The organism is Halanaerobium saccharolyticum subsp. saccharolyticum DSM 6643 (genome assembly GCF_000350165.1).
GTDB classification, from domain to species: domain Bacteria; phylum Bacillota; class Halanaerobiia; order Halanaerobiales; family Halanaerobiaceae; genus Halanaerobium; species Halanaerobium saccharolyticum.
The window spans coordinates 16,792-41,956 of the sequence record NZ_CAUI01000010.1 but is presented as its reverse complement, the minus strand read 5'-3'; the positions used below and the strand labels follow the sequence as shown (position 1 = coordinate 41,956).

The following is a 25,165-nucleotide window of genomic DNA, read 5'->3' as shown; positions in this document are numbered from 1 at the left end:
TTTAATTCACCCCCCGTTTTGTTAAATCTCCACGTGCTCTTTTACTCTCGAGATTATGTACATGAACATAATCACCTTTTTTGATATCTTGACTGGCCTTCCCTATAACTTCACCGTATTTAACAACATCACTACCTTTTTTGATATCTACTAAAGAAAATTTGTGTCCAAAAGGTATGTCATTATTTATTTGTATCTTTTCTACATCCTCTTTAATTTCAACTTCAACCTCTTCTCCTTTAGCAATATCTGACAGTGTTGTAGCAATATTGTCTTCAGAGTTCATTACAATAGATTTACTTGCCATTTAAATTTCCCCCCTTCGATATTATTATTCTCGTATATATTTAATGCAAGTATCATTCCAAAAAGCTTAAATTTTCTGAATTATTTTAAAAACCCTATTATATCAACAACTATAATTTTTTAATTTCTGAAATTAATAGATTTTAACCCCTTATTTTTTTATAAAAAAATAACATATTGCTGCATAATGCAACAATATGTTTTATTATAAATCATATTTTTTTAGTTTTCGCCATAGAGTCGATCTGTCAATGTCTAATATATTAGCAATTTCTGTTTTAGATAAACCATCGCCAGTAAGTAACTTTATAACCTGTTTTTCAATATTATCAAAGGAAGTATATATATCAATTAAATTATTTTTTTCATTTCTCTCATTTCTTTCTGGTAATATATATTTAATATCTTTTTTTCTAATTATTTTAGAATCTGAGATTACAATTGTTTTCTCAACCATATTTTCTAACTCTCTGACATTACCTGGCCAATTATATTTTTGAAAAGCTTCGATCACACTACTAGAAAATTTAATATTTAAATTATTTTTTTTAGTCATTTTATTTGAAAAATATTTTACTAATGCTGGTATATCTTCTTTTCTTTCTGAAAGAGGAGGAATTTTAAGTTCTAGAACATTTAGTCTATAATATAAATCTTTTCTAAATTCTCCATTTTGTACTTCTGTATTTAAATTACTGTTTGCAGCAGATATTATTCTAACATCTACTGGAATCACTTCTCTTCCTCCAAGCCTCATTATCCTTTTTTCTTGAATAACCCTTAATAATCTAGCTTGAAGCTTCTTATCCATTTTTCCAATTTCATCTAAGAATATAGTCCCTCTATGAGCTAATTCAAAAAGACCACTTTTCCCACCCTTTTTTGCTCCTGTAAAACTTCCTTCCTCATATCCAAAAAGTTCACTTTCAAGTAAATTTGTTGGCAAGGCAGCACAATTAATAGCAACAAATGGACCATTTTTTCTTTTGCTATTTTTATGTATACTGTGAGCAAATAATTCTTTTCCGGTTCCACTCTGACCTCTAATTAAAACTGTAGAGTTAACTTTTGCAAATTTTTTAGCTAATTCTTTTTTTACTTTTATAACTTTACTTTCTCCAATTATATCATCAAAATTATATTGAGCAGTTAAACCTTTTTTATTTAATTCCCTTCTAATTTCTTGTTCTAATTTCTGTATTTTTGTAACATCTTGAAAAGTTGCTACAGCACCATTTACTTTATTTTCTACTTTTATGGGGACTCTATTTGTAGCAATTCTTGTTTCCCCTATATTTTGTATCTGATTTAGTTCTTTCTCTCCAGTCTTAATTACCTCTAATAATCTTGTGTTTGGTAATACTTCATCAGCCCTATAATCAATTACATTATTTTGATTTAGATTAAATAATTTTTCAGCTTGAGGATTAAAAACATTTACTATTCCATCCTTATCTATAGCAATTATACCTTCTTGAGCAAAGTCTAAAATTGTTTTTAACATTTCTTTTTCTTTCTTTTCTTTCAAAATTGCTTGATAAACTTTTTGAGCTTCTAAAATAGCATTTTGTACAGCTTCTTCCCCTGAAGTAATTAATTTAGTTTCAAAACCATGTTTAGCAGCAGTTTTAATAGCTATTGTATCACCAATGATAAGAGTAACATCATTTTCAATAGCTTTTCTTATTTGTTTTTCAACTTGATTATTGCATTTAATTTCATAGTATTCTATATTAATATCTAAAGTGTTTGAAATAGATTTCATTCCATATATAACATTAGAGTAACCAATTATACCAATTTTTTTGTTTTCTGATGAAACAAATGGATAAATAACCCTTAACAAATCAAAACCGGTAACATTTATTTCAACAACTGGAACATCGACATTTTCTTTTATCATAGTTGCAGTTCCACCACGACTAATAATTAACTCAGCCCCATTTTCAACTGCTTCTTTTGCTACTTTAACCCCTTCTTTAAGATCACCCAAATATACATCAATATAATAATTGTTTCTATCAACAACTTTCTGAGAAGATTCTTTTAACTTCAAATAAGGCGCTATTAAAATAATTTTATTTTCAATTTCCATAATTATCTCAACTTACAACATTCTGCGGCTTGCCAGCTAACCAGGCTTCAATATTAGCAAAAACTATTTCAGCTCTTTTAATAAAAGCTTCCTCAGTTGCAAAAGCAGTATGAGGTGTTAAAATAGTATTTTTAGCATTTAAAAGTGGATGATCTTTAGGGATAGGTGGCTCTATCTCAAACACATCAATTCCAGCTCCAGCAATTTCTTCCTCATTTAAAGCTTCAGCCAGTGCTTTACTATTAACTACAGGTCCCCGCGCTGTATTAATCAAGATTGAACTATTTTTCATTAAAGCAATCTCTTCTGCATCAATTAAATCTACAGTTGAATCTTTGAGTGGAACATGCAGACTGACTATATCACTTTTCTGCATCAGTTCAGGAATTGGCAGATATTCTACTCCAAGTTCTTCTCCAGCTTGATGTTTTTTATGATTATCAACTAGAATATTACAGCCAAAGGCATCTGCAATCCGAGCAGTCTTCTGACCAATTGAACCAAAACCGATTATGCCAAAGTTTTTGCCGGCCAGTTCATTTCCAATTAGACCAGCTCGAGTTTTTCCAGCTCTAACTGCAGTATTAGAATCATTAATCTTACGCATTAAGTCAATTGTCAAACCAAAAACGAGTTCAGCCACAGCCTGATTTGCATACCCAGAAGAATTGGAAACTAAGATATCATTTTCGCGGCAGGCATCCATTGCTATGTGATCAAAACCGGTAAAAGCAACTGAAATCATCTTTAAATTTTTAGCAGAATTGATTACTTCTGCAGGTAAGGGCTGATTGGCTATAATTAAAATGTCAGCATCTTCTGCTCTTTTTACCATTTCTTCATTGCTCTCTGCTCTAGCAGAATAAGCAATCAGCTGATGACCCCCAGCTTCAAGTGTCTGCCTGTATTCTTCAATTTTAAGCATAGAAATATTAATTGGTTCAATCATCACTATTTTCATTATTTTCACCCCTAAAAATATAATAAGTATTTAATTAAGCTGTTTTATGTTCTTTTATTTTTTCATAAGCATCATTAATTTTTTTGAATTCCTGCTCGGCAAAATCTACAAATTCTTCCGGTAAACCCTTACCAATTACATTATCCGGATGAAATTCTTTTGCCTTTTTCCGATATTTACGCTTAACTTCCTTAAAATCAGCCTCAGGTGAGCATTCCAATATTTTATAATATTTTTCTAAGTCAGCTGTTTCTACATATTGAGATCTGATGCTTTCATACTGACTATCATTTAGTTTAAAAATTCTTTTAGCTTTCTTAATATATTCTTCTTCTTTATGATGAAAATCATCATCTGCTACTGCAACCTTCATCAATAAATCAAACATCCCTAAAACAAGAGTCTGTTCACTTTTAAAATTATCATAAAACTGCTGTGCATATTCTGTAAAACTATTATTTTTTCTTTTAGCCTCATCAAAAATTCTAATTGCTAATTCGCGAGCATCTCCCTGCAGCTTAAGCTCATTTTTAATAAAACGATCAATAGTTTTTATCTCAGATCGACTGACAGTACCATCTGCTTGTGCAAACTTAGCCAACATTGAAAAGATACTAGTAAAAAAGATAGTTTGCTTTTCTTCCTGTTGATTCAAATTGTTTTTCTGCTGCTGTCCAAATTGACTCGAAGCAAAATTATTTTTATCAAAATGATTACCAATAGCTGCCCCAATCACCGCCCCTAAAGGGCCACCAAAAGACCAGCCAACTGTTCCTCCAAGAATTTTACCCATCCAGGCCATTATTATAACCTCCATTTAATTAGATATATTAGTACTATTTTAACATTCATCAATAAATAAGACAATTAACACAAATAACAAAATATCGACTTTAATTCATTAACTCTTAACCTTATAACCAATCTTAAATAAATAAGTAACTAATGATAACAAAATAATCACCAAACTACTGATTACTAAAGCCGAAAAAGCTGGTGTAATATCAGACTGGCCGACAAAAGCATAACGAAAAGCATCAACCATATAAAAGACCGGGTTGAATAAAGATACCGTACTCCAAATTCCCGGCAGTCCCTTAACAGAGTAAAAAACTCCGCTTAAAAAAGTCAATGGGGTGATAAAAAAGTTAGAAAAAATAGACACGTGATCAAACTTTTCCGCCCATAAACCAGCAACTATTCCAAAAAGAGAGAAAATTGAAGAGACTAAAAAAGCAAAAAATAATGCTAGAAGCGGATGGGCAACTGCTCCCCCATAAAAAAATGTAGCTACTAAATATGTTACACTACCCACTAACATTCCCCTAACCATTCCTCCAATCATAAAACCTAAGGTAAGTTCAATATAAGAAAAAGGGGCCAGTAGAAAGTCAATTATTATCCCATTATACTTTGCTCCAATTAAAGATGAGGAAGTATTGGCAAATGAATTCTGAATCAAACTCATCATAATTAAACCAGGAACAATAAAATCAATATAAGGTATTCCATAACCGGCAACCTCCCGATTCTGAAAAGAATACGAAAATATAATTAAATATAAGCCAGTTGAAATTAAAGGAGCAAATATAGTTTGAATCGCAACTTTAGAAAATCTTGCAACTTCTCTTTTAACTAAACTAAAGAAAGTGATATTATTAATTGTCGTCACCTCCTAAATTAGTTAGCTTAATAAAGACATCTTCCAACTTTGCACTTTCAATATCAATATCGACAATATCTAGATTCAAAGCATTAATTTTTCTCATAATTTTATCTAAATCTTTTTTTGCTGTTTCAATTTCAATCTGTCTTTGATTATTGTTCAGTTTAAAATCAATTTCTACCAACTCTTCTTCTAATCCATGAACTGCATCAGCAAATTTGATCTTAATAATCTTTTTATCTATAGAATTGATCAAACTTTCTTTGCTGTCAACCTTGACAATTTTACCTTTATTCATAATAGCAATCCGATCACAAAGTGCCTCCGCTTCTTCTAAATAATGGGTAGTTAAAATAATTGTCTTACCTTCTTTATTTAGCTGAATTACATAATTCCAAAGGCTATTTCTTAACTCAACATCAACTCCAGCTGTTGGCTCATCTAAAACAATTATTTTTGGGTCATGAACCAGTGCTTTAGCAATCAAAAGTCTTCTCTTCATTCCACCTGATAACTGTCTCGGTCCTATTTCGGCTTTATCAGCTAAACTCAAAGCTTTCAGTAATTCATCAATTTTTTCACTATTATCTTTAATCCCAAAATAACCGGAGTGCATTTCGAGAGTTTCGCGAACAGTAAAGTAAGGATCAAAAGTTATTTCCTGTGGTACAATCCCTAAAGACTTTTTAGTTTCTCTATAATTATCAATAATATCCTTGCCTAAAACTGTGACTGTTCCCGAATCTTTTTTCACTAAACCACCTAAAATTCCAATCAAAGTGCTTTTGCCGGCTCCATTAGGACCCAGCAGGCCAAAAAATTCACCCTCTTTAATATCTAAATTTATATCATCTAATGCCTGTAAATTACCATATGTCTTATTTATATCTCTGATTTTTATTGCTGTAGACATTTTTTCCTCCTTCTATCTCCCAAAATATAGAGAGCTTCTATTTTTATCTATTATCTTCTATTTTAGACTTCTTCTCTCATTCTGTTCATTGATTTTTTAATAGTAGCTATCAACCAGCTGATCATAATTACAAAAGAAATTGATTCAGCAATTGGAAAAGAAAACCAAACAGCGTCCAGTCCAAAAATTTCGCCTAAGATATACATCCCAGGAACTAAAAGAATTGCCTGCCTTAAAAATGTTATGGCAAAACTTGGCATTCCTTTGCCAACCGCCTGAAAAGTTGCTACTCCAATAATATTTAAAACCATAAAGAAATAAGATAAACTTACTTTTTTCAAGGCGCCAATTCCGATATTTAAGAGTTTAGGATCACTGTTAAATAATTTGATAATAGCACCTGGAAACAGTTGAAAAATTATAAAACCAATCACACCAAAACTTAAAGCTGCTAAATTACCGACTATAATAGTTTTTTTCATACGTTCCGGGTTATTATGGCCAAAATTATAGCCAACTATTGGTAAATAACCTTGTGTTAGGCCAAAAACCATCATTAAAAAGAAAGACTGCATTCTAAAAATTAACCCCATGACAGCAATGGCAGTAGAATTAAAGGCTCCTAAAATTAAATTGATAAATACAATTGACACACTAAAAAGCAGGCGGTTTGCCATTGCTGGAATACCAATATTATAAATTTCCTTTATAATTTGAAAATCAAATTCGAAATCCTCTAATTTTAAAGTTAATTCATTTTTATCACTAAATAAAACAAAAATAATAAATATACCACCAATAAATCTTGAAAACACAGTTGCATAAGCAGCCCCAGCCACACCAAGCTGTGGAAATGGACCCAGACCAAAAATTAAAAAAGGATCAATAATCATATTTAAAACTGCACCAATAATCATGGTCATCATTGGTAGAAATGTATTGCCCTCTCCCCGCAAAATATAGTTAAAAGTAGCAGGAATAAAGATTGCAATCGAACCAGTTAAAATAATATTAATATACTGATAACCTAAATCTATTAAAATTGGATCATTAGTAAATAGTCTGACTATATTTTCTGAATAAAATATTCCAAGTAGACCACCCAGAATTCCATAAATAATAGCAATAAAAAAAACATGTTCTGCTACATTGTTAGCGCGACAATTATCCCCTTTCCCTAATAATCTTGAAATCAGTGAACTGGTTCCCACTCCTGTTCCAACACCAACTGCGATTAAAAACATTTGAACTGGAAAAGAAATAGATAAAGCAGATAGAGCATCTGTACTTAAACGCCCTACATAAATACTATCCACTATATTATACATAGCCTGAATGAGCATACCAGCAATTGCGGGTGCTGATAACTTAAAAAGTAATTTTACTATCGGCTCCTCACCCATTCGACTTGATTTTGATTTAAGTACCATTTTAACCCTCCATACGCTCTTAAATTTAATAAATCTCCTTTTACTGTGCTTTTTAAATTCACACTATTTTAATTTTAGCATTTATATGAATATAACACAATTATTTGCTTAACAATAGCAGATATTATTTCAAAAGAGCTTTAAAGATATTTCAAGTCTCTTCATTTGTTAATAAGTATAATATTCTAAATACTTTGACATTGATTATTTAAAGTGATAAAATTTATATAGAGAAGTAGAAAATAGATATTGATTATTTTCATTTAAATATATGTTTATAAATAACTCAAAAACATAAACAAAATAAAAAATGAAGGGAGGGCTATGTCTTTTTTGAAATTATTCTAGAAGTAGGTATTTCTTAAAAACTCTTTTATATCAAAAAAAAGGAGGAATAAGAATGGGTATTACTTTGAACTTAGTTCTTGCTGCTTTTGGGGGAGGCGCTTTCGGAGCTGCTTTAGGTGCATTACCTGCATTTATCTTCTGTGGTTTTGCTGTAATGGCTGGTGAAGCTCTAGCTCTGGCAACTGGTGGAGGTGCGATTACTGGCTCCATAGGTTTTGGTACTTTATTTGGACCTCATATTGCTTTTGCCGGTGGCGCTGCCGCAACAGCTTATGCCGGACAAAAAGGTAAACTCGATGATGGTGCTAATATTTTAGCCCCATTGTATGGAATTAATGAAAACTGGGATATTTTAATGGTTGGTGGTATCTTTGGTATTTTAGGTTTAGTAATTAATCAATTCTTTGCATCTATTGGCACACCTACTGATACAATTGCTTTAACTGTAGCAATTTCTGCACTCATTCATAGACTTGCTTTTAGTAAAACAGGTATTTTTGGTACTTATGATCCGGATAAAAGTGATTCGCGCTGGAAACCACCAGCAGAAATTGCTTGGTTACCCTGGCAGATGAATTTTTCTCAACTGCTTGCTTTAGGACTTAGCGTTGGTTTGGTTTCTGGATATATTACTATTGTTACTGGCAGTAAATTTATTATGTTTGGTATAACAGCCGCTTCTTTAATTATTTTGGAAACAAAAGGTAAAGGACCTGTTACCCACCATATCGCATTTCCAGCTGCAGCTGCAGCAATAGCTACAGGAAGTGTTATTTGGGGAGGCATCTTTGGTATATTAGGTGCATTTATTGGTGAGTTTTTTGCCCGTCTATTCTACGACTGGGGAGATACTCACATTGACCCTCCTGCCTGTACAATCGCTGTTTTAATTACCACAGCAATGCTATTTTTAGGTTTTACATTTTAAATGATATAAAAAAACTCCCGGCTAAAAAAACAGCCGGGAGTTTTTTCAATTAAAATATTATTTTCTGTTATAATTAATCAATAATTTAAATATTAATTTCATAAAAATATTTTATCTTACCGGACAAGCGCCAGTCTCACAAGAAGCATCATCTATTTCTCTTTCTAAATACTCAGTTTCATACTTAGAAACTAAAGAGGGATTAAATCTTTCCATTTCTTCCACCCGCTTATTATATTCTTCTTCAGTGATTTCTTCATAAGGCATTAAATCGTAAAAATTATCATTATAAGAAATGAATGAAATACCTACAACACTATTCCAGTTTTCCCACAGCCATTCTTCTACATCTTCCCATTCATCATCTCGTACATGAACAGTAATTGAGGCATTATGATCAACATAATTTTCCATAAACATCTTATATGTTTCTAACTGATCAATAGCATCCACATCTCCTTTAACCTCCCCTTCAGGAGCTTTAACAGGAAATTCAACAACAAGTGTTTCTGGATCATCTGGATTCTGACCAACTTCTGGATTAATAGGATAATCTAATTCTTCGCAGACACGGGCCAGTGGATCAGAAGCAGAAATTCTTACTCTGCGTACATAATAAGCACTATGAGAATAATGAAGACCACTAGAAACTGTTGGCATCTGAGTTTGAGTCCCTTCAGGTTTAACAGTTGTAATTAATTTAGGCTCATTATCTCCTACCTCTTTTGCAATTTCTCTACCAGCTTTATGAGCAACTTCTTTCAGTTCTTCTAATAATTCAGCTTCTTGAGCTTCATTTAAACCTGCAGCATTTTTCATATCCTGCCAACCAGTTAAAGAAGTTCCAATTAATCTATCTCTTTTATTAATCTGATCCCATTCTGGTAGTTCAAATTCAATTAAAGCCATTCTATAGCCAGACCTAGCAGAAAGTTTTTGAGCTTCAAACATTCTTTCCTTCTCAATATTACCTTCTTCATCAACAAAAGCCATTACATTTAAAGAAGTTAAGTTACAAACTCCTCTGGAATCTAATAAAATTTCTGCACAGGGATTAACCCCCTTGAAATTCTCACGACGGCGGCTACCTTCGACAGCATTAATAAATCCAGGTTCTCCACTAAAGCGCATCTGTTTAACATGCCATTTTAACTGTTCCTTAGAAGGTTTTCCTTCGTAGAAAATACTATTATTGCTCATTTGACGGTGAGATATTTCCTTGTTGATAACCCATTCGTCATCTTCTTTTACATACAGATTACTCTTAGCCTGAGCTATTTCCTTATCACCTTCACTAAAGAGACAGATTTGGGATGAACGCCTAACTCCACCAGATACTACATTTTCAGCAACAATATTTGCTAGATCCATAGCGTCAATTGGTTTCAATTTAACGCGATTTATCTCGTCAAGATCTCGATCCGGCTTTTCTTTCAATAATTTATCTATCTTAGTAAACATTCTCTTTAAGCTCTGATGACCAGAAGCTGTACCACCAAATGTTTTAAGCTTTTCCCCTTTAGGACGAACTGAATCATAATTAAAGATAATTCTTTTTAAGGGGCGATAAGCATGGTTTACTAAAAATTTGAAATAATATTCTAAAGACTGAATCCATCCTTCTTTAGAATCACCGACATTAACTGTTACTACATCATCTTCATCAAAATCAAAATCTGTATATTCCCTTCGTTCATCTTTTTCTACAGGTTCATAATATTTATGAATAACTTCAATATCAGTTCTTATTTTTGGCAACTTCTCTACGTCACGAGGAAGTACGCGAAAACCAACTCCTGATCCGATCATCAGCAAATAAAAAAGGTCCTGATAAGCTTTAAAGCTATCAATAACTGTAAATGAGCAGTTGTAATTGCTCATTCCATATTTTTTGGATGACTCTGTAGAAGCTGTCCAGAGTGTACGCCCTGCTAAAAAATTCCTTAGATTATATACGTTATCATAAAGTTTTTCTGCTTCTTTTTTAGTAGTTGGAGCTAAAGAACAGTTATATTCTACAGCCCTTTTTACTGTTTCCCACCAGTATTCGCGGCGCTGCTCTTCTTCTAACCAACGTGAATATGTTCTATAATAAATAAATTCTCCGAGTTCTGTCGGAAAAGGATTGGGTTGGTGTTTATATTTACTCAAAAATTCGTTTGTTAAAAGTGGATTTTCTTTTTCCTTTTTTCTGGATAATCTCGACTGCTGCCTTTTATTTCTATATAAAATATAGGCTTTAGCTGTTGTAACATAGGCAGCCTTCATCAATTTTTCTTCTACCAAATCTTGTATTTCTTCTACTTTTGGCACCTGATCTTCATTATAAAAGTCTAATATCAGATCTGATTCTACATCTAAAGCTACTTGTTCTGCATCATCTTCAGTTGTTGTATCTTCGCCGGATTCAATCATAGCTCTATAAATAGCCTTGGTTATCTTATCTCGACTATAAGCTACTTCTCGACCATCCCGCTTAATTACCGTCATATCAGATTTACTCAAAATAAAAACCTCCTTAAAATTAATTTAATCTAGAAAAATAATTATAACATACTAATGTTTAAAATGCATTTATAATAATGTTGATTAACTTGATTGATTATATATTAAATGACAAATTTAAACAAAAACTATCTTATTGGCTGCTAAATAAAACAAACAATTTATAAATAAATATTTATTGACCTTTAATTAGGTCTATATCTATTATTATAAGATTAGTAGAGTAATTAATCAATTAAAAAAGACAGAAAAATTATTTAAGATACTAATTATTTTTTCTGTCTCCAATTTAATACTTTATATATTCTATTTTAATAATCTAAATCATCTGTGTATTTCTTCTTTTTTTCCCTGATAAATCTCAACCTGCTCCCAGGTGGGTAAGCCTTCTATATCACCTTTAACTGTAATACATAAGGCGCCAACTAAATTAGCAAGTTCAACCGCTTCCTGAATCGGTAATTCTCTTAAAAGTCCAGTAATCAATCCAGCTGCAAAGGCATCTCCTGCACCAATTAAATCAACTATATTATCCACACAATAAGGTTCAACATGTTCAATCTGATCACCCTGATAATATAAAGCACCTTCTGCTCCAATTTTGAGTACTATCAGAGATCCTGGTTCCATCATTTCGTAAAATTCCTTAATAATCTCTTCTGGATCAGACTGTCCAAGCAGAATTTCTCCTTCCTCAACTCCCGGCAGCAAAACATTAACCTGAGGGATAATTTTTAACATGACTTTTTTCATTTCTTCAATAGAATCCCAGAGTTTCAGCCTTAAATTAGGGTCAAAAGAAATTTTTAAATTGTTTTCTCTTGCTACCTGCAGAGCTTTAAAAAAAGCCGCCTGAGCACTCTGACTTAAAGCCGGTGTAATTCCAGTTAAATGAAGGTGCCTGGCATTTTTTATATAGTTCTGATCTATATCTTCTTCAGTCAGACAGCTGGCAGCAGAATTTTCACGGTAATAAAAAACCTTGGGCTCTTTAGTTGTATGCATTTCTTTAATCAGGATCCCTGTTCTGTGCTCTTTATCTCTTTTAACCTGAGAAACATCTACTCCTTCACCACGTACAAAAAATTCTACATAATCACCAAGTGGATCTTTCCCCAGTTTACTGATCCAGCCAGAATTAAAACCAAGCCGCTTAACCCCAATTGCAACATTAGATTCTGCTCCCGCTATATATTTGGAAAAAGTATTTAAATATTTTAGTGAACCTACTTCATTTGGTGCCATTGCTGCCATTGTCTCTCCAATAGTAACAAGATCAATCATTTTAAATCACTCCTAAAAAATAAAGATTTGCCATTAATGCTAAATTTGAAAAAAAGGCCACAGCCATAAACTGCAGCCTTTCTATTTGCTTAGAATTATTAACTATTTATCTCTTAACTCTACCAGAAGCATTTCCACCAGCTAGAGTTTCTACTTCTTTAACACTTACATGGTTGAAGTCACCAGGTATTGACTGTTTTAAAGCAGAAGCAGCAGCACCAAATTCAGCAGCTTCCTGAAGCTCTTTTCCAGTTACTAAAGAATAGATTAAACCACCAGCAAAAGAGTCTCCTCCTCCAACACGGTCAATAATAGTGATCTCATATTTAGTTGACTGGACAAAGTTCTCGCCGTCAAAGAGAATAACTAACCAGCCATTATTAGAAGCACTGTGGCTAATTCTTAAGTGACTTCCTACTAATTCTAAGTCGAAACGATCGATTAACTGTTTTGCAACATCTTTGTAACCTTCAACATTTAAGTCGCCACCGGTAATATCCGAACCACTCTTGATATCAAATACCATTTCAGCATCTTCTTCATTAGCAATTACAACATCAGTATATTCCATTAAACCTTCCATTACCTGACCGGCTCTTTCTTTACTCCAGAGCTTAGCCCGGTAATTTAAGTCACAGCTGACTTTGACTCCGTGCTTTTTAGCAGCTTTAACAGCTTCTAAAGTAACATCTGACATTTTTTTGCTTAAAGCAGGGGTAATTCCTGTGTAGTGGAACCAGTCTACATCAGCAAAAATTTCTTCCCAGTCAAAATCTGCATTCTCAGCTTCAGCAATTGCAGAATGAGCTCTATCATAAACTACATTAGATGGTCTCTGACTAGCACCATTTTCGCAGTAATAGATTCCTAAACGGTCTCCACCGCGAGCAATGTAATTAGTATCAACACCAAAGCGGCGTACTTCGTTTAAAGCAGCCTGACCGATTGGATTATTAGGTAACTTAGTCACAAAACGAGCGTCTAAACCATAATTAGCTAAAGATACAGCAGTATTTGCTTCTCCTCCACCATAAATAACATTAAATGTGTCAGCCTGAATAAAACGCTGATGATCCGGTGGGGTCAAACGCAGCATAATTTCTCCAAATGTAACAACTTTTTTAGACATAATATAAAAACCTCCTGATAATTTTTGAATGAATTTTAGTTATTCTTTAAGTTTGTTTTTGAAATGAGATTTAAGCCATTTCTGCTCTGGCTTCTTTAATCAATCTAATAAATTCTTTAGCAGTTTCTGTTACTTTTTCATAATCACCAGTTTTTGCACCTTTACTTAAAGAACTACCTACACCAACAGCTAAACTACCAGCTTTAATCCAGTCTTTAACATTATCTAAACTAACTCCACCAGTAGGCATCAAAGGTGCATGTGGTAGAGGGCCTTTAATCGCTTTGATAATCTTAGGTCCAAATAAAGTTGCTGGGAAAATCTTAACTATATCTGCACCATATTTCATGGCCTTAACAACCTCTGTTACACTCATTGCACCAGGCATAACGGCCTTCTGATAACGGTTACACATCTCAATTGTTTCTTGATCTAAAGAAGGGGAAACAATATACTCTGCTCCAGCTAAAATACAGGCACGAGCAGTCTCTGCATCTAAAACAGATCCTGCACCAATTAAAATTTCATCTTTGCTGTATTCATCAGTTAACTGTTTAATTACATCAACAGCACCTGGGACTGTCATTGTGATTTCAATCGCATCAATACCACCTTTTTTTACAGCTTCAGTAATTTTTAATGCCTTTTCTGCATTTTCAGCTCTAACAACAGCAACAATTCCGGTTTCCTCAACTCTTTTTAAATCTTCAACTTTACTCATTAAATAAGCCTCCTCTATTTTGTTTCTAATAGTAAAACACTGTTTTATTTATATCTTATTAATATTATTCTAGACTCAAAACAAATTTCCTTCTTTTTTTTAAAAAAATTATAAATTTCATAAGAGGATAAATTGTATTGATATAGAAATTAATATTAGACTATCATTATAATAATTGAGATTATAAAGTTTTAATTTAATAAAATGGGGTGATAAAATGGGGATTAATAATCTATCAAATTTGATAGATGCTCACAAATGGTTTTTTAATGTTCAGGCGGGAAATAAAATATTATATATCACTGCCCTGTTAATTTTGTTAGCGCTTATTATTGTTCTAATTACAAAAAAATTAAGAATACCCATTGTAGTAGGCTATGTGTTTTTAGGTATCTTGTTAAGTGAAGACCTTATTACCCCTCTTCCTTTTTTAAATAAGTTACAGAAAGAATGGTATTTTTTTGTGATTGATAGTTTTGGGTATCTAACTCATATTGCTCTAGGATTTATAGCCTTTAGAATCGGAAGTGAGCTTACAATTAAATTATTCAGAAGATTAGGAAAAGATATTCTGGTAATAGTTATACTTCAGACACTAGCTGCTTTTAGCTTAGTAACTTTATCTCTTTTTACTCTAGGACAGCCACTATATATATCATTGCTTTTAGGTGCCATTGCTTCTGCTACAGCACCAGCTGCAACAGTAATGGTTCTAAGAGAGTATAATGCTAAAGGACCTTTAACTTCTGTTATAATGGCAGTTGTAGGTATAGATGATGCACTTGCTTTAATTATCTTCAGTATAATTGAACCGATTTCACTATTAATTCATAAGGGGCAAACCGAATTAACAATTATTAAAACAATTGGAATACCATTAATTGAAATAATAGGTTCTTTAATTATTGGGTTGATTGTTGGTTATATGGCTCAATACTTTCTCACTATATTTAAAGATAGAACAAAAAAAATTCTAATTTTAATTACGACAATTATGGGCGCTTCCGCACTTTCAATTTATACTGGTCATTCACCATTAATTACTAATATGGCTGTAGGCTTCGCCTGTATAAATTTCACTGATAAAAATCTAGAAATATCTGATTATTTGGAAATAATAACTGTACCTTTATATGCAATGTTTTTTATTCTTGCAGGTACAGAGATTAAGTTTACAGGATTAAAACCAGACTTTTCTTTGATAACCTTTACCTATATAATTGCAAGAATGATTGGCAAAATAGGTGGAGCCTCTTATGCTGCTTATTTAGTCAAAGCTCCGAAAAAGATCCAAAAATATGTAGGCTTTAATCTTCTGCCACAGAGTGGAGTTGCAATTGCTATGGCTTATACTATACAAAACCAGTTTGCTACTGACACTTCAACCCTTATTTTTAATGTTCTACTCTTTACTACAGCATTTACAGAAGTAATTGGACCTCTTGCAACAAAATATTCAATTTCTAAAGCAGGAGAAATTGAAACTGAAGCGAGTTGATATATAATTTAAATTATATTAATTTAATATTTTCATATAAAAAATTCATTTAAAAAAACGGCTTAAGCCCTTTAGAATTTAGGTGCTTAGCCGCTTAGATAATTTTTTGATTTTATTTTTATTTTACTTATTTAATAATGTCAGTTCCCATAAATGGTCTTAGTACCTCAGGTACTGTAACTGTTCCATCTTCATTCTGATAGTTTTCTAAAATCGCGGCTACTGTTCTTCCAATAGCCAGACCTGATCCATTTAAAGTATGAACAAATCTTGTACTTGCATCCGGCTCAGGACGATATCTAATTCCTGCTCTTCTTGCCTGAAAATCTTCAAAATTTGAACAAGAAGAAATTTCTCTATAAGTATCATAGGCAGGCATCCAGACTTCTAAATCATAAGTTTTAGCAGAAGAGAATGTTAAATCACCAGTACAAAGACTTACAACTCGATAAGGAAGTTCTAATTTCTGCAGTACATCTTCTGCATCAGCTGTTATTTTCTCTAATTCATCATAGGAATCTTCTGGTTTAACAAATTTAACCATTTCTACTTTGTTGAATTGATGCTGCCTAATAATTCCTCTTGTATCACGCCCATGTGCTCCAGCTTCAGCCCTAAAACAAGCACTATAAGCAGTCAAATATTCAGGAAGCTGCTCAGCATCAAGAATTTCATCTCGATAAAGGTTAGTTACTGGCACTTCAGCAGTTGGAATTAAATAATAATCTAAACCCTCTAATTTAAACATATCTTTTTTAAATTTTGGCAGCTGCCCAGTTCCGGTCATACTATCTGCATTAGCAATAAAAGGTGGAAAAACCTCTTTATAACCATGTTCATCTGTATGCAGGTTAAGCATAAAATTAATCAGTGCTCTTTCTAGCCTCGCACCTGCACCTTTAAGAAAGGTAAAACGAGTACCAGTTACTTTCCCACCTCTTTCAAAATCTAAAATATCTAAATCTTCACCAATATCCCAATGGGCTTTATCTTCAAAATCAAATTTTCTAGGCTCTCCCCATTTTCTAACTTCTTTATTATCGTCTTCATCTGTACCGACAGGCACACTTTCATGTGGAATATTTGGAATGGCTAAAAGCAAATCATTTAAATTTTCTTCTACCTCAGCTATTTTTTGATCTAATTCCTTAATTCTAGCAGACACATCCTGCATTTCTGAAATCAAATCAGATGCATCTTCTCCGTTTCTTTTCAACTCACCAATTTTATCAGAATTAACATTACGCTTATGCTTTAACTGCTCTGCTTCGTATAAAAAATCACGTCTTTTATCATCAAGTTCTTGAAACTTATCAATTGGTGATTCCATATCTCTCTTCTTCATAGATTCTTCGACTATTTCTGGATTTTCTCTTATAAATCTCATATCTAACATTTTATAATTCCCCCTCTTAAAATTATAGTGCTTTAAAATTAAAGATAAATTTTATGAATTTAAATTTAGAGATAAATTAGCTTAAAAACAAAAAAACTCCTCCCCAGAAAGGGACGAGATATCTCGTGGTGCCACCCTAATAACAGCTATTGCTGCCTCTTATATAGTTTTAACGGACTCACCCGGATCAGCATAGTCAATAAATAATTATTTTTCTGCATCACAGCTCCAGACTGGATTCAACTTTTAAACTGGCTGATTTTCAGCAACCATCAGCTCTCTAAATCAGTTTTAAAAATTTACTAATGTCCTTCAACACCTTTAAATAAATGGCTATAAAATTGTTGTGTTAATTATATTACACCAGTTTACTAAAATCAAGTAGTTTTTGTGATTCACTTTTTCTATTTTTAAAAATAAGTAAATTAAATGAGATCAGGCATTTTCCAAATAACAGAACCTTATTCTACTGATGCTTCCAGTATGGACATTTATAATACAAGCAGTAGAGATAAAGAAATAAGTGTGACTGCTCATTTAGTCTTTTCAATAAATTAATAAGTTCAAAGGTGTGGACTCAAAAATCCACACCTTTACTTCATTATTAAAAATAATTTATTATCAAAAAGATTATTAATTTTTCAAGTAAACCCTTTCTAAATTACGATCAAGATTACATACTATTTCATAATTAATTGTTGAAGCTAGCTCAGCTATTTCTGAAGCAAGTATTTGATCGTCACTCTGTCTGCCAATCAATACAACTTCATCACCAATTTCTACATTCTCAATATCTTCAATACTTACAATTATCTGTCCCATACAAATTCGTCCTCTAATAGGTGCTCTTTTACCATTAATTAAAACTTCTCCTTTATTAGATAAAAGTCTTGGATATCCATCCTTATATCCAACAGGTAAAACTGCAACTTTCTCCTTAGAATCAGTCTTATAAATTGAACCATAACTAATAGCAGTATCTTGCTCTAAATTCCTAATTTGCACAACTTTTGTTTTAAAACTTAAAATAGATTTTAAATCAACTTCATTATTTAATTCTTTTGAAGGTTTTAGTCCATAAAGCATAATCCCTGGCCTAACTAAATCTAGGTAACTAGTTTCTAAATCAATAACAGCAGCACTATTAGCAATATGTTTTAATTCTATTTCAAAATTAGACTTTTCAAATTCAGCTAAAACTTTATTGAATTTACTTAGCTGTTTATAAGAATAACTTTTATTAGCTTCATCTGCCCTAGCAAAATGAGAGAATATCCCCTCTACTTTTAGCTGTTTTAAATTTTTTAGTTTATTTATCAATCTTTTTATATCAGAATTTAAGAAACCAATTCTTCCCATTCCCGAATCAATTTTTAAATGAATTCTGATAGTTTTATTGAATTCAGCAGCAATCTTATTTAAACCCGTTAAAGTTTCAAAGCTGGCAACAGTTTGAATTAAATTTCCCTCTAAAATATCTTGATATTGTGTTTCTAAAACTTCAGCAAGGACTATAATGTCTTTCTTAATACCAGCTTTTCTAAGTTCCATCCCTTCATCAGGACTGCCAACACAAAAATAATCTGCTCCTAATTTTTCTAATTCCTCTGCTATTTTAACTGCTCCATGGCCATAAGCATCTGCTTTAACTACAGCAGCAATTTTACTAGAATCTGGTATTTTTTTTCGAATTATATTATAGTTATTTTCAAGTGCATCTAAATCTATTTCAATCCAGGCAGGTCTGCTTGAACTTAATTCCATCATTTTACCTCCGTCTTTAATCGTTTTTCCATTCAGCAAGTAACTCATCAATATTTAGATAGTTTTCTGCAAAAGTTTCGGCAACTGCCTGACAAATTATTTCGCCTTGATAAATATTTAAACCTAAAGCAAGAGAATAATCATTTAACATTGCCTTCTTATAACCCTGAGAAGCTAATTTTTTAATATAAGAAAGTGTTGCATTAGTTAAAGCAAAAGTTGAAGTTCTAGCTACTGCTCCCGGCATATTAGCAACAGAATAATGAATCACTCCATATTTGGTAAATACTGGATTGTCATGAGTTGTCGGATAAGTTCCTTCTATACAACCACCCTGATCAATTGCAACATCAACTATTACAGAACCCTCTTTCATTGTTTTTATCATTTCTTCTGTAACAAGGTTGGGAGCTTTAGCTCCAGGAATCAAAACTGCGCCTACAACTAAATCAGCATCTTTAACTTCTTCTGCTACATGATTTGGATTTGACATTATCGTTCTTATACTGCTGTGAAAAATATCATCTATATAACGCATTGTAGACTGCTTAATATCCATAATCGTTACTTCTGCACCCATTCCAAAAGCTACTTTAGCTGCATTACGACCAACAATCCCTCCACCAACAACCACAACTTTTGCCGGCTTTACGCCCGGTACTCCGCCAAGTAGAACTCCACTACCACCTTTTGGTTTCTCAAGATAAGCAGCAGCAGCCTGAACTGAAAGCCTACCAGCAACTTCACTCATAGGGGTTAAAAGAGGTAATTCACCATCTTCATTTTGAACAGTTTCATAAGCAAATGCCGTTATCTTTTTTTCTTTTAAAAATTCAACCAACTCTTGATCTGCAGCTAAATGAAGATAAGTAAAAAGAATCTGATCTTCTCTAAAAAATTCATATTCTTCTTTTAAAGGCTCTTTAACTTTAATGATCATTTCTGCCCTGTCAAATAATTCTTTTTTATCAGCCACTATTTCTGCACCGAATTTTTGATAATCCTCATCAGAAATTCCACTTCCCTGACCAGCATTCTCTTCAATCAGAACTGTATGTCCAGCTTTTTTTAAAACTTCTGCTCCAGCAGCAGTTAATGCGACTCTATTTTCATTATTTTTTATTTCCTTTGGCACAGCTATTATCATTAAAATCAGCTCCCTAATAATTTTTTTATATTATATACTCATAATATCAGATATAATAGGCTATTAAAAGAATTTTCATTTAAGATTTTACTTTAAAGTTTCAATTTATAAAAAAAAGTACTTAAATCTAAAATAGATTAAGTACTCTGCTTAAAAAGTCTTTTGCTCTTGGGTGCTTTGGTGCATTAAATATTTGTTTAGGATTACCTTCTTCTATTATATTACCTTCATCCATAATTATTACTCGATCAGCAACATCTCTGGCAAAAGACATTTCATGAGTCACAATGACCATTGTCATTCCTTCAGCTGCTAAATCTTTCATAACTTTTAATACATCTCCAACCATCTCTGGATCTAAGGCAGAGGTTGGCTCATCAAAAAGCATTACATCCGGGGACATAGCTAGAGCTCTAGCTATAGCTATTCTTTGTTTTTGGCCACCCGATAATTGAGCTGGATAAGCTTCTGCTTTATCTAAAAGGCCTACCTTTTTTAGCAAATCTTCTGCTACTTTTTTTGCTTGATCTTTATCCATATTTTTAAGTTTGATAGGGGCTAAGGTTATATTCTCCATTACATTCATATGATTAAAGAGGTTAAACTGCTGAAAAACCATTCCCATTTTCTGTCTGAGTTCATTAATATCATGATGCTCATCATCCATAACAGAGATTCCTTCAAATATAATATCACCTGAACTTGGTTCTTCTAGTCTATTTAAACAGCGGAGCAAAGTACTTTTACCTGACCCACTAGGACCAATCACTGAAACTACTTCTCCTGCTTCAACATTTAAATCAATATTTTTTAAGACATGTAAATCGCCAAAGTATTTGTTTAATTTTTTAACTTTTATCATACTCATGCTGTATCCATCCTTTTTTCAAGTAATCCAATGAATTTTGAAAGTGTAAAAGTAATTATAAAATAAATTACGGCTGCTACAATTAAAGGTTCAAATGGTTTATAAGTATTACCTCTAACAGTATCAGCATTATACATTAAGTCGTGGATACCTATAATTGAAACAATCGCAGATTCTTTAATAACAACTATAAACTCATTCCCAAGGGCAGGCAAAATATTTTTAAATGCCTGTGGTAAAATAATTTTTTTCATTGACATTAAATAGGGCATCCCTAAAGAACGCGCTGCCTCCATTTGCCCCTTATCTACAGCTTGAATTCCTGCTCTAAAAATTTCAGCTACATAAGCACCACTATTAATAGACATGGCTATCACACCGGCCATAAAGTCACCTACATTTTGTCCTAAAAGTGGAAAGTCAGGGAATTCAACACCTAAATAAGGAAGTCCATAATAAATTATAAATAACTGCACTAATAAAGGCGTACCTCTAATAAACTCTATATAGACTGAAGCTATTCCTTTTAAAAATTTATTATTTGAAATTTTAAACATAGCTAATACGATTCCAATTCCAATTCCAAATAAAACTGCAAAAAATGCTAGTAAAACTGTTATTTGAGTTCCATTAATAAAAAAGTTTTTATAATCTAATAAAAAAGAAAAATCCATATTATCCTCCTAATCTAATCTTTAAATATTGGCAAAGTATTTGCTGCCGCCGGCATAATGTAGCTTTGAGGCAGCTGATCAAATTCAGCCTCAACAATTTTAAAAGCTTCAGCTAAAGTTTTAACAACTCTAATATCTGTATTATCTAAAATCTCTTTATCTAACTCAGTAACTAAAATTAAGTTAATATCTTCAATTCTTTTTGTAATTAAATAGCCTGTATAACGCGAAATAGTAAAATTACTGCGCAGAGCTCGTTCTCGTTCAAAATTATTAGTATGATTTTGAATAATTTCTTCTACTTCAGAATGACCTATTCCTTCTCTACATTCTGCAAGTAAAATTAAATACCCTTCTTTTTTAACTGCTTGAGCAGCATTAACTAAAGATTTTGAAGCTTGATAAAGATTGATATCTTTTGGATAACCACCACAAGAAGCAAAAACAAGATCTGCTTTTTCTTCAAGCTCTATGCCAAAATATTCTTTACAAATTGCACATCCTTTTTGATGAGCTTCAAATATATCTCCAGCCACTGCAGCTGCAATACCGCCATCTGCATCAGGAATAACATTAAAAATAAAATCAACATCAAGCATTTTTGCCGCTTCTAGCATATCTAAATTAACCGGGTTATCCTGAAGATGATTATTAGTAACTGTATTTTTTATTCCCTCTCCTTCTTTTTCTGAAAGAGATAATGAATGATTTTGCATTATTGATTCGTAAGCTGCAATACCTGGCAAAATAGATTTTCTTCCTCCTGCAAAACCAGCCAAATCATGAAAAACTATGCCGCCAGTTAAAACCAATCTATCGGTTTCTAAGGCTAGCTTATTAATCCAAACTGGAGTCCCATAAGTTGTATCACCTAAATAGCTTAAACTTTCTTCTGCTTTTCCATTATGATCTACAAAATTTATTTTACCGTAATACTTTCCTAACAATGTTTTAATTTCAGCTTTATTGTGAAAACGATGTGATCCAGTTGCTGCTAAAACATTAATGTCATTTAATTTTATTCCTCCTGTTTTAAGTTCAGCAATTATAAAAGATAGCATTTTATCAATCTGCTGCCAGCTTCTAGTAATGTCAGATATCACAACTGTTACTGTTTCTCCCGGATTGACTATTTCTTTGAGTTTGCTGCTGGCAATTGGATTTGCTAAGGCATTTTTAATTATAGTTTCTAATTCAACTTTTTCAATAGCATTTGTAGTTATAATATCTTTAATTTTATTTTTTTTTAGTTCTAATTTAAATTTATTATTACCATATTTCAATGAATTTTTTTGCTGCAAATTATTCATCTCCTGCTTTTATATCATTTAAACATTCTGTGAAGTCATCAATTCTATCAAAAGCATTTTTTAAATCATCTAATTTTAAAGTACAGGCTATTCTTATAAATTCTTCTCGTTGATCTCCAAAATCATTTCCCGGAAGAACTAAAACTCCTTTTTCTTCCAATAATTTTAGCGCAAATTGTTCAGCTTTAATTCCACTATTTTTAATACGAGGAAAAATATAAAAAGCTCCCTCTCCTCCAGCAATTTCCATTATCTTATTAGCTTTTAAGCGTTTTTTTGCATATTTAATTCTTTCAGCAAAATCGCTTGCTATTTCTTTTTTTATTTGTTTTTCATTTTTTAAAGCTTCAACTGCTGCTCTTTGAGAAATTGTAGGCGCTGAATAACAAACTCCCTCATTAATGGTTTGCATTATATCTAAAATATTTTCATCTGCAATAACAAATCCAAGCCTCCAACCTGTCATAGCGAATGTTTTAGAAAAACTATTCAATAAAATTATTCGCTTAAAATCTTCCTTAAATTTGACTAAAGAATAAAATTTGTTTTCATAATCAAAACTCTCATAAACTTCATCAGAAAAAATTAATAAATCATTTTCTCTAGCAATTTTCATTAATTTAATTAAAGTTTCTTTGCTCTGAATGCTTCCCGTTGGATTATGAGGAGAATTTATAATAATAGCTTTTGTTTTTTCATTTATTACCTTAATTATTGCTTCCAAATTAATTTGAAAATCATCTTCAAATTTGCTTTCTACAAAAACTGGTGTTCCTCCCGCTAGCTTAACCTGTTCTTTATAAGGAGCAAAATATGGAGAAGGAATTATAACTTCTTCTCCAGGATTTAAAACTGCTGCCAGGGCCAAAAATGTTCCATGACAGGCCCCAACAGTCAGCATTATCTCTTCTTTTTTAATTTCTTGCTGATAATTATTTTGATAATAATTAATAATTTCTTCTCTTAATTCTAAATCACCACGGGGATTAGCATAACGAGTATGTCCATTTTCTGCATCTAAGGCTGCTTTTTTTATAATATTTTTTGCTGTTATTAAATCTGGATCACCTAAACTTAAATCAATTATATCTTTTCCTGCCTCTTTTAATTCAGCTGCTTTAGCAAAAAATGATTCATTTTCTTTTTTAAATTTTTCACTGATATACTTACTGCTCATTATACAAATCCTCCCAAAATTATAATTGCTTTTATTTAATTAAGATATTGAAATTAATTACTTTCAGCTAATTTTGTAGCTTCAGCAATAAATTCAGTTATCATATTATTATCAAGTAAACTTTCTAAAGTAGAATTAATTTCTGTCATTAAATCTTCATTTCCTTTATCAACTGCAACAGCTATTCCATCTTCTTTACCTAATGATACATCTGCCACTGCTAAATCATCATTAGCCTGAGCATAAGATGTAGCCACTGGTTTAACAAGAACTATTCCATCAACTTTATTATTTTTAAGTTCTAAGACAAGATCAGTAATCTTACTAATGAATTTATATTCTGATGCCTCAATTTTTTCTTTTGCAATCTTCTGCTGCACTGTTGATTTTTGAGCACCAATTTTAAAGCCATTTAAATCCTCAATTTCTTTAAATACAGATGCATTTTCAGTTTTTGTTAAGAACTTTTGTTCCGCTTCATAATAAGGAATAGAAAAATCTACACTTTCTGCTCTTTCTGCAGTAGGTACCATTCCAGCAATAATAAAATCAATATTACCCGCTTTTAATGCAGCCAATAAACCATCAAATTTCATATCTTTAATTTCTAATTCTACACCTAAATCAGCTGCAATCTCTTTTGCTATTTCAATATCAAAACCAACAATTTGATCTTCACCATCTACTTCTTTATGAAATTCATATGGTGGATAATCAGCTGCTGTACCAAGCACAATTTTCCCATCTTCTTTTATTTGTTCTAATTTTGTTAAATTCTCATCACCTGCACAACCACCCAAAAATAGAGCCACTCCTAAAATTGTCACTACTAATAAAAATATTTTTTTTCTTTTAAACATCTTCTCTCCTCCTTAATTTTCTTTTCCTGCTTTTAAAAAAAGCCCATAAAATACAAAAAACTCGCCCTCTAAATAAAATTAGAGACGAGATATAACCCGTGGTACCACTCTTTTTTGACAAAAGTCCACTCAACGCTTTAACACAGCTTAAATGTCTTTACCTAATATGACAAATCATAATTTTA

General features: G+C 32.1%; 21 protein-coding genes and 2 other annotated features (1 of these 23 cut by a window edge). Of the genes, 2 read left to right on the top strand and 19 right to left on the bottom strand.

Going from position 1 to position 25,165, the window contains the following annotated elements; genetic code table 11:
- Position 1: 1 nt before the first annotated feature.
- The 7 genes from HSACCH_RS04770 to HSACCH_RS04740 all read right to left on the bottom strand — a co-directional run bounded on the left by HSACCH_RS04770 (position 2) and on the right by HSACCH_RS04740 (position 7,371).
- Positions 2-307: a UxaA family hydrolase gene (locus HSACCH_RS04770; RefSeq protein ID WP_005488268.1), complete on the bottom strand. Its 306-nt coding sequence runs from the start codon at positions 305-307 to the stop codon at positions 2-4.
- 204 nt (positions 308-511) lie between these two features.
- Entirely contained in the window at positions 512-2,401 is a 1,890-nt protein-coding gene (locus tag HSACCH_RS04765) for a sigma 54-interacting transcriptional regulator (RefSeq protein ID WP_005488267.1), read from the bottom strand.
- 7 nt (positions 2,402-2,408) lie between these two features.
- Positions 2,409-3,362: a 2-hydroxyacid dehydrogenase gene (locus tag HSACCH_RS04760; RefSeq protein WP_005488266.1), complete on the bottom strand. Its 954-nt coding sequence runs from the start codon at positions 3,360-3,362 to the stop codon at positions 2,409-2,411.
- Positions 3,363-3,396: 34 nt separating this feature from the next.
- Entirely contained in the window at positions 3,397-4,164 is a 768-nt protein-coding gene (gene djlA, locus HSACCH_RS04755; RefSeq protein ID WP_005488265.1) for a co-chaperone DjlA, read from the bottom strand.
- A 99-nt stretch (positions 4,165-4,263) separates the two neighbouring features.
- Positions 4,264-5,034: an ABC transporter permease gene (locus HSACCH_RS04750; protein ID WP_005488264.1), complete on the bottom strand. Its 771-nt coding sequence runs from the start codon at positions 5,032-5,034 to the stop codon at positions 4,264-4,266.
- Positions 5,021-5,941 carry an ABC transporter ATP-binding protein gene (locus HSACCH_RS04745; RefSeq protein WP_005488262.1) on the bottom strand — a complete coding sequence of 307 codons (921 nt, stop codon included), beginning with the start codon at positions 5,939-5,941 and terminating at the stop codon, positions 5,021-5,023. The genes HSACCH_RS04750 and HSACCH_RS04745 overlap by 14 nt, the downstream gene beginning before the upstream one ends.
- A 62-nt stretch (positions 5,942-6,003) precedes the next feature.
- Positions 6,004-7,371 carry an MATE family efflux transporter gene (locus HSACCH_RS04740; protein WP_005488260.1) on the bottom strand — a complete coding sequence of 456 codons (1,368 nt, stop codon included), beginning with the start codon at positions 7,369-7,371 and terminating at the stop codon, positions 6,004-6,006.
- 400 nt (positions 7,372-7,771) lie between these two features.
- On the opposite strand from HSACCH_RS04740, the gene HSACCH_RS04735 reads away from it, so the two are divergent.
- Positions 7,772-8,647 carry a hypothetical protein gene (locus tag HSACCH_RS04735; protein ID WP_005488259.1) on the top strand — a complete coding sequence of 292 codons (876 nt, stop codon included), beginning with the start codon at positions 7,772-7,774 and terminating at the stop codon, positions 8,645-8,647.
- Between the two features lie 111 nt (positions 8,648-8,758).
- On the opposite strand, the gene nrdJ is transcribed toward HSACCH_RS04735, so the two are convergent.
- The 4 genes from nrdJ to HSACCH_RS04715 form a co-directional block, all read right to left on the bottom strand.
- Complete coding sequence (nrdJ, locus tag HSACCH_RS04730; RefSeq protein ID WP_005488258.1) at positions 8,759-11,152, bottom strand: ribonucleoside-triphosphate reductase, adenosylcobalamin-dependent; 2,394 nt, start codon at positions 11,150-11,152, stop codon at positions 8,759-8,761.
- Between the two features lie 324 nt (positions 11,153-11,476).
- On the bottom strand, positions 11,477-12,436 hold the full coding sequence (locus HSACCH_RS04725; protein WP_005488257.1) for a sugar kinase: 960 nt from the start codon (positions 12,434-12,436) through the stop codon (positions 11,477-11,479).
- A 106-nt stretch (positions 12,437-12,542) separates the two neighbouring features.
- Positions 12,543-13,565 carry a sugar kinase gene (locus HSACCH_RS04720; protein WP_005488256.1) on the bottom strand — a complete coding sequence of 341 codons (1,023 nt, stop codon included), beginning with the start codon at positions 13,563-13,565 and terminating at the stop codon, positions 12,543-12,545.
- Positions 13,566-13,635: 70 nt separating this feature from the next.
- Positions 13,636-14,286, bottom strand: coding sequence for a bifunctional 2-keto-4-hydroxyglutarate aldolase/2-keto-3-deoxy-6-phosphogluconate aldolase (locus HSACCH_RS04715; RefSeq protein ID WP_005488255.1), 651 nt, complete (start codon positions 14,284-14,286; stop codon positions 13,636-13,638).
- 217 nt (positions 14,287-14,503) lie between these two features.
- Between HSACCH_RS04715 and HSACCH_RS04710 the strand changes: the two genes are divergently transcribed.
- The gene (locus HSACCH_RS04710) at positions 14,504-15,784 is read left to right on the top strand and encodes a cation:proton antiporter (protein WP_005488254.1); all 1,281 of its coding nucleotides are present in this window, start codon (positions 14,504-14,506) and stop codon (positions 15,782-15,784) included.
- Positions 15,785-15,911: 127 nt separating this feature from the next.
- Here the strand turns inward: HSACCH_RS04710 and serS are convergent, their stop codons facing one another.
- The 8 genes from serS to HSACCH_RS04670 form a co-directional block, all read right to left on the bottom strand.
- Positions 15,912-17,180 carry a serine--tRNA ligase gene (gene serS, locus HSACCH_RS04705; protein ID WP_005488253.1) on the bottom strand — a complete coding sequence of 423 codons (1,269 nt, stop codon included), beginning with the start codon at positions 17,178-17,180 and terminating at the stop codon, positions 15,912-15,914.
- Between the two features lie 106 nt (positions 17,181-17,286).
- Positions 17,287-17,505 (bottom strand) — a binding site (T-box leader).
- Between the two features lie 308 nt (positions 17,506-17,813).
- Positions 17,814-18,992, bottom strand: coding sequence for an alanine racemase (gene alr, locus HSACCH_RS04700; protein WP_235043993.1), 1,179 nt, complete (start codon positions 18,990-18,992; stop codon positions 17,814-17,816).
- Positions 18,961-20,091, bottom strand: coding sequence for an alanine dehydrogenase (ald, locus tag HSACCH_RS04695; RefSeq protein WP_005488248.1), 1,131 nt, complete (start codon positions 20,089-20,091; stop codon positions 18,961-18,963). Before ald ends, alr begins: the two co-directional genes overlap by 32 nt.
- A gap of 127 nt (positions 20,092-20,218) precedes the next feature.
- Positions 20,219-20,953 (bottom strand): amino acid ABC transporter ATP-binding protein, encoded by a 735-nt coding sequence (locus HSACCH_RS04690; protein ID WP_040477124.1) that lies wholly within the window; start codon positions 20,951-20,953, stop codon positions 20,219-20,221.
- 2 nt (positions 20,954-20,955) lie between these two features.
- Positions 20,956-21,633 (bottom strand): amino acid ABC transporter permease, encoded by a 678-nt coding sequence (locus HSACCH_RS04685; protein ID WP_005488245.1) that lies wholly within the window; start codon positions 21,631-21,633, stop codon positions 20,956-20,958.
- 14 nt (positions 21,634-21,647) lie between these two features.
- Positions 21,648-22,943: a nickel-dependent lactate racemase family protein gene (locus tag HSACCH_RS04680; protein ID WP_040477114.1), complete on the bottom strand. Its 1,296-nt coding sequence runs from the start codon at positions 22,941-22,943 to the stop codon at positions 21,648-21,650.
- The gene (locus HSACCH_RS04675; protein ID WP_005488242.1) at positions 22,936-24,120 is read right to left on the bottom strand and encodes an aminotransferase class I/II-fold pyridoxal phosphate-dependent enzyme; all 1,185 of its coding nucleotides are present in this window, start codon (positions 24,118-24,120) and stop codon (positions 22,936-22,938) included. The genes HSACCH_RS04680 and HSACCH_RS04675 overlap by 8 nt, the downstream gene beginning before the upstream one ends.
- Before the next feature lie 53 nt (positions 24,121-24,173).
- Positions 24,174-24,980 (bottom strand): transporter substrate-binding domain-containing protein, encoded by an 807-nt coding sequence (locus HSACCH_RS04670; protein ID WP_005488240.1) that lies wholly within the window; start codon positions 24,978-24,980, stop codon positions 24,174-24,176.
- 77 nt (positions 24,981-25,057) lie between these two features.
- Positions 25,058-25,165: a binding site (T-box leader), on the bottom strand (it continues 108 nt past the right edge of the window).

Bases quoted from the DNA above. Each gene is read 5' to 3' on its own strand.
- HSACCH_RS04770 (WP_005488268.1), bottom strand. From the start codon at position 307: ATGGCAAGTAAATCTATTGTAATGAACTCTGAAGACAATATTGCTACA.
- HSACCH_RS04765 (WP_005488267.1), bottom strand. From the start codon at position 2,401: ATGGAAATTGAAAATAAAATTATTTTAATAGCGCCTTATTTGAAGTTA.
- HSACCH_RS04760 (WP_005488266.1), bottom strand. From the start codon at position 3,362: ATGAAAATAGTGATGATTGAACCAATTAATATTTCTATGCTTAAAATT.
- djlA (WP_005488265.1), bottom strand. From the start codon at position 4,164: ATGGCCTGGATGGGTAAAATTCTTGGAGGAACAGTTGGCTGGTCTTTT.
- HSACCH_RS04745 (WP_005488262.1), bottom strand. From the start codon at position 5,941: ATGTCTACAGCAATAAAAATCAGAGATATAAATAAGACATATGGTAAT.
- HSACCH_RS04740 (WP_005488260.1), bottom strand. From the start codon at position 7,371: ATGGTACTTAAATCAAAATCAAGTCGAATGGGTGAGGAGCCGATAGTA.
- HSACCH_RS04735 (WP_005488259.1), top strand. From the start codon at position 7,772: ATGGGTATTACTTTGAACTTAGTTCTTGCTGCTTTTGGGGGAGGCGCT.
- HSACCH_RS04725 (WP_005488257.1), bottom strand. From the start codon at position 12,436: ATGATTGATCTTGTTACTATTGGAGAGACAATGGCAGCAATGGCACCA.
- HSACCH_RS04720 (WP_005488256.1), bottom strand. From the start codon at position 13,565: ATGTCTAAAAAAGTTGTTACATTTGGAGAAATTATGCTGCGTTTGACC.
- HSACCH_RS04715 (WP_005488255.1), bottom strand. From the start codon at position 14,286: ATGAGTAAAGTTGAAGATTTAAAAAGAGTTGAGGAAACCGGAATTGTT.
- HSACCH_RS04710 (WP_005488254.1), top strand. From the start codon at position 14,504: ATGGGGATTAATAATCTATCAAATTTGATAGATGCTCACAAATGGTTT.
- serS (WP_005488253.1), bottom strand. From the start codon at position 17,180: ATGTTAGATATGAGATTTATAAGAGAAAATCCAGAAATAGTCGAAGAA.
- alr (WP_235043993.1), bottom strand. From the start codon at position 18,992: ATGAGTTACTTGCTGAATGGAAAAACGATTAAAGACGGAGGTAAAATG.
- ald (WP_005488248.1), bottom strand. From the start codon at position 20,091: ATGATAATAGCTGTGCCAAAGGAAATAAAAAATAATGAAAATAGAGTC.
- HSACCH_RS04690 (WP_040477124.1), bottom strand. From the start codon at position 20,953: ATGATAAAAGTTAAAAAATTAAACAAATACTTTGGCGATTTACATGTC.
- HSACCH_RS04685 (WP_005488245.1), bottom strand. From the start codon at position 21,633: ATGGATTTTTCTTTTTTATTAGATTATAAAAACTTTTTTATTAATGGA.
- HSACCH_RS04680 (WP_040477114.1), bottom strand. From the start codon at position 22,943: ATGAATAATTTGCAGCAAAAAAATTCATTGAAATATGGTAATAATAAA.
- HSACCH_RS04675 (WP_005488242.1), bottom strand. From the start codon at position 24,120: ATGAGCAGTAAGTATATCAGTGAAAAATTTAAAAAAGAAAATGAATCA.
- HSACCH_RS04670 (WP_005488240.1), bottom strand. From the start codon at position 24,980: ATGTTTAAAAGAAAAAAAATATTTTTATTAGTAGTGACAATTTTAGGA.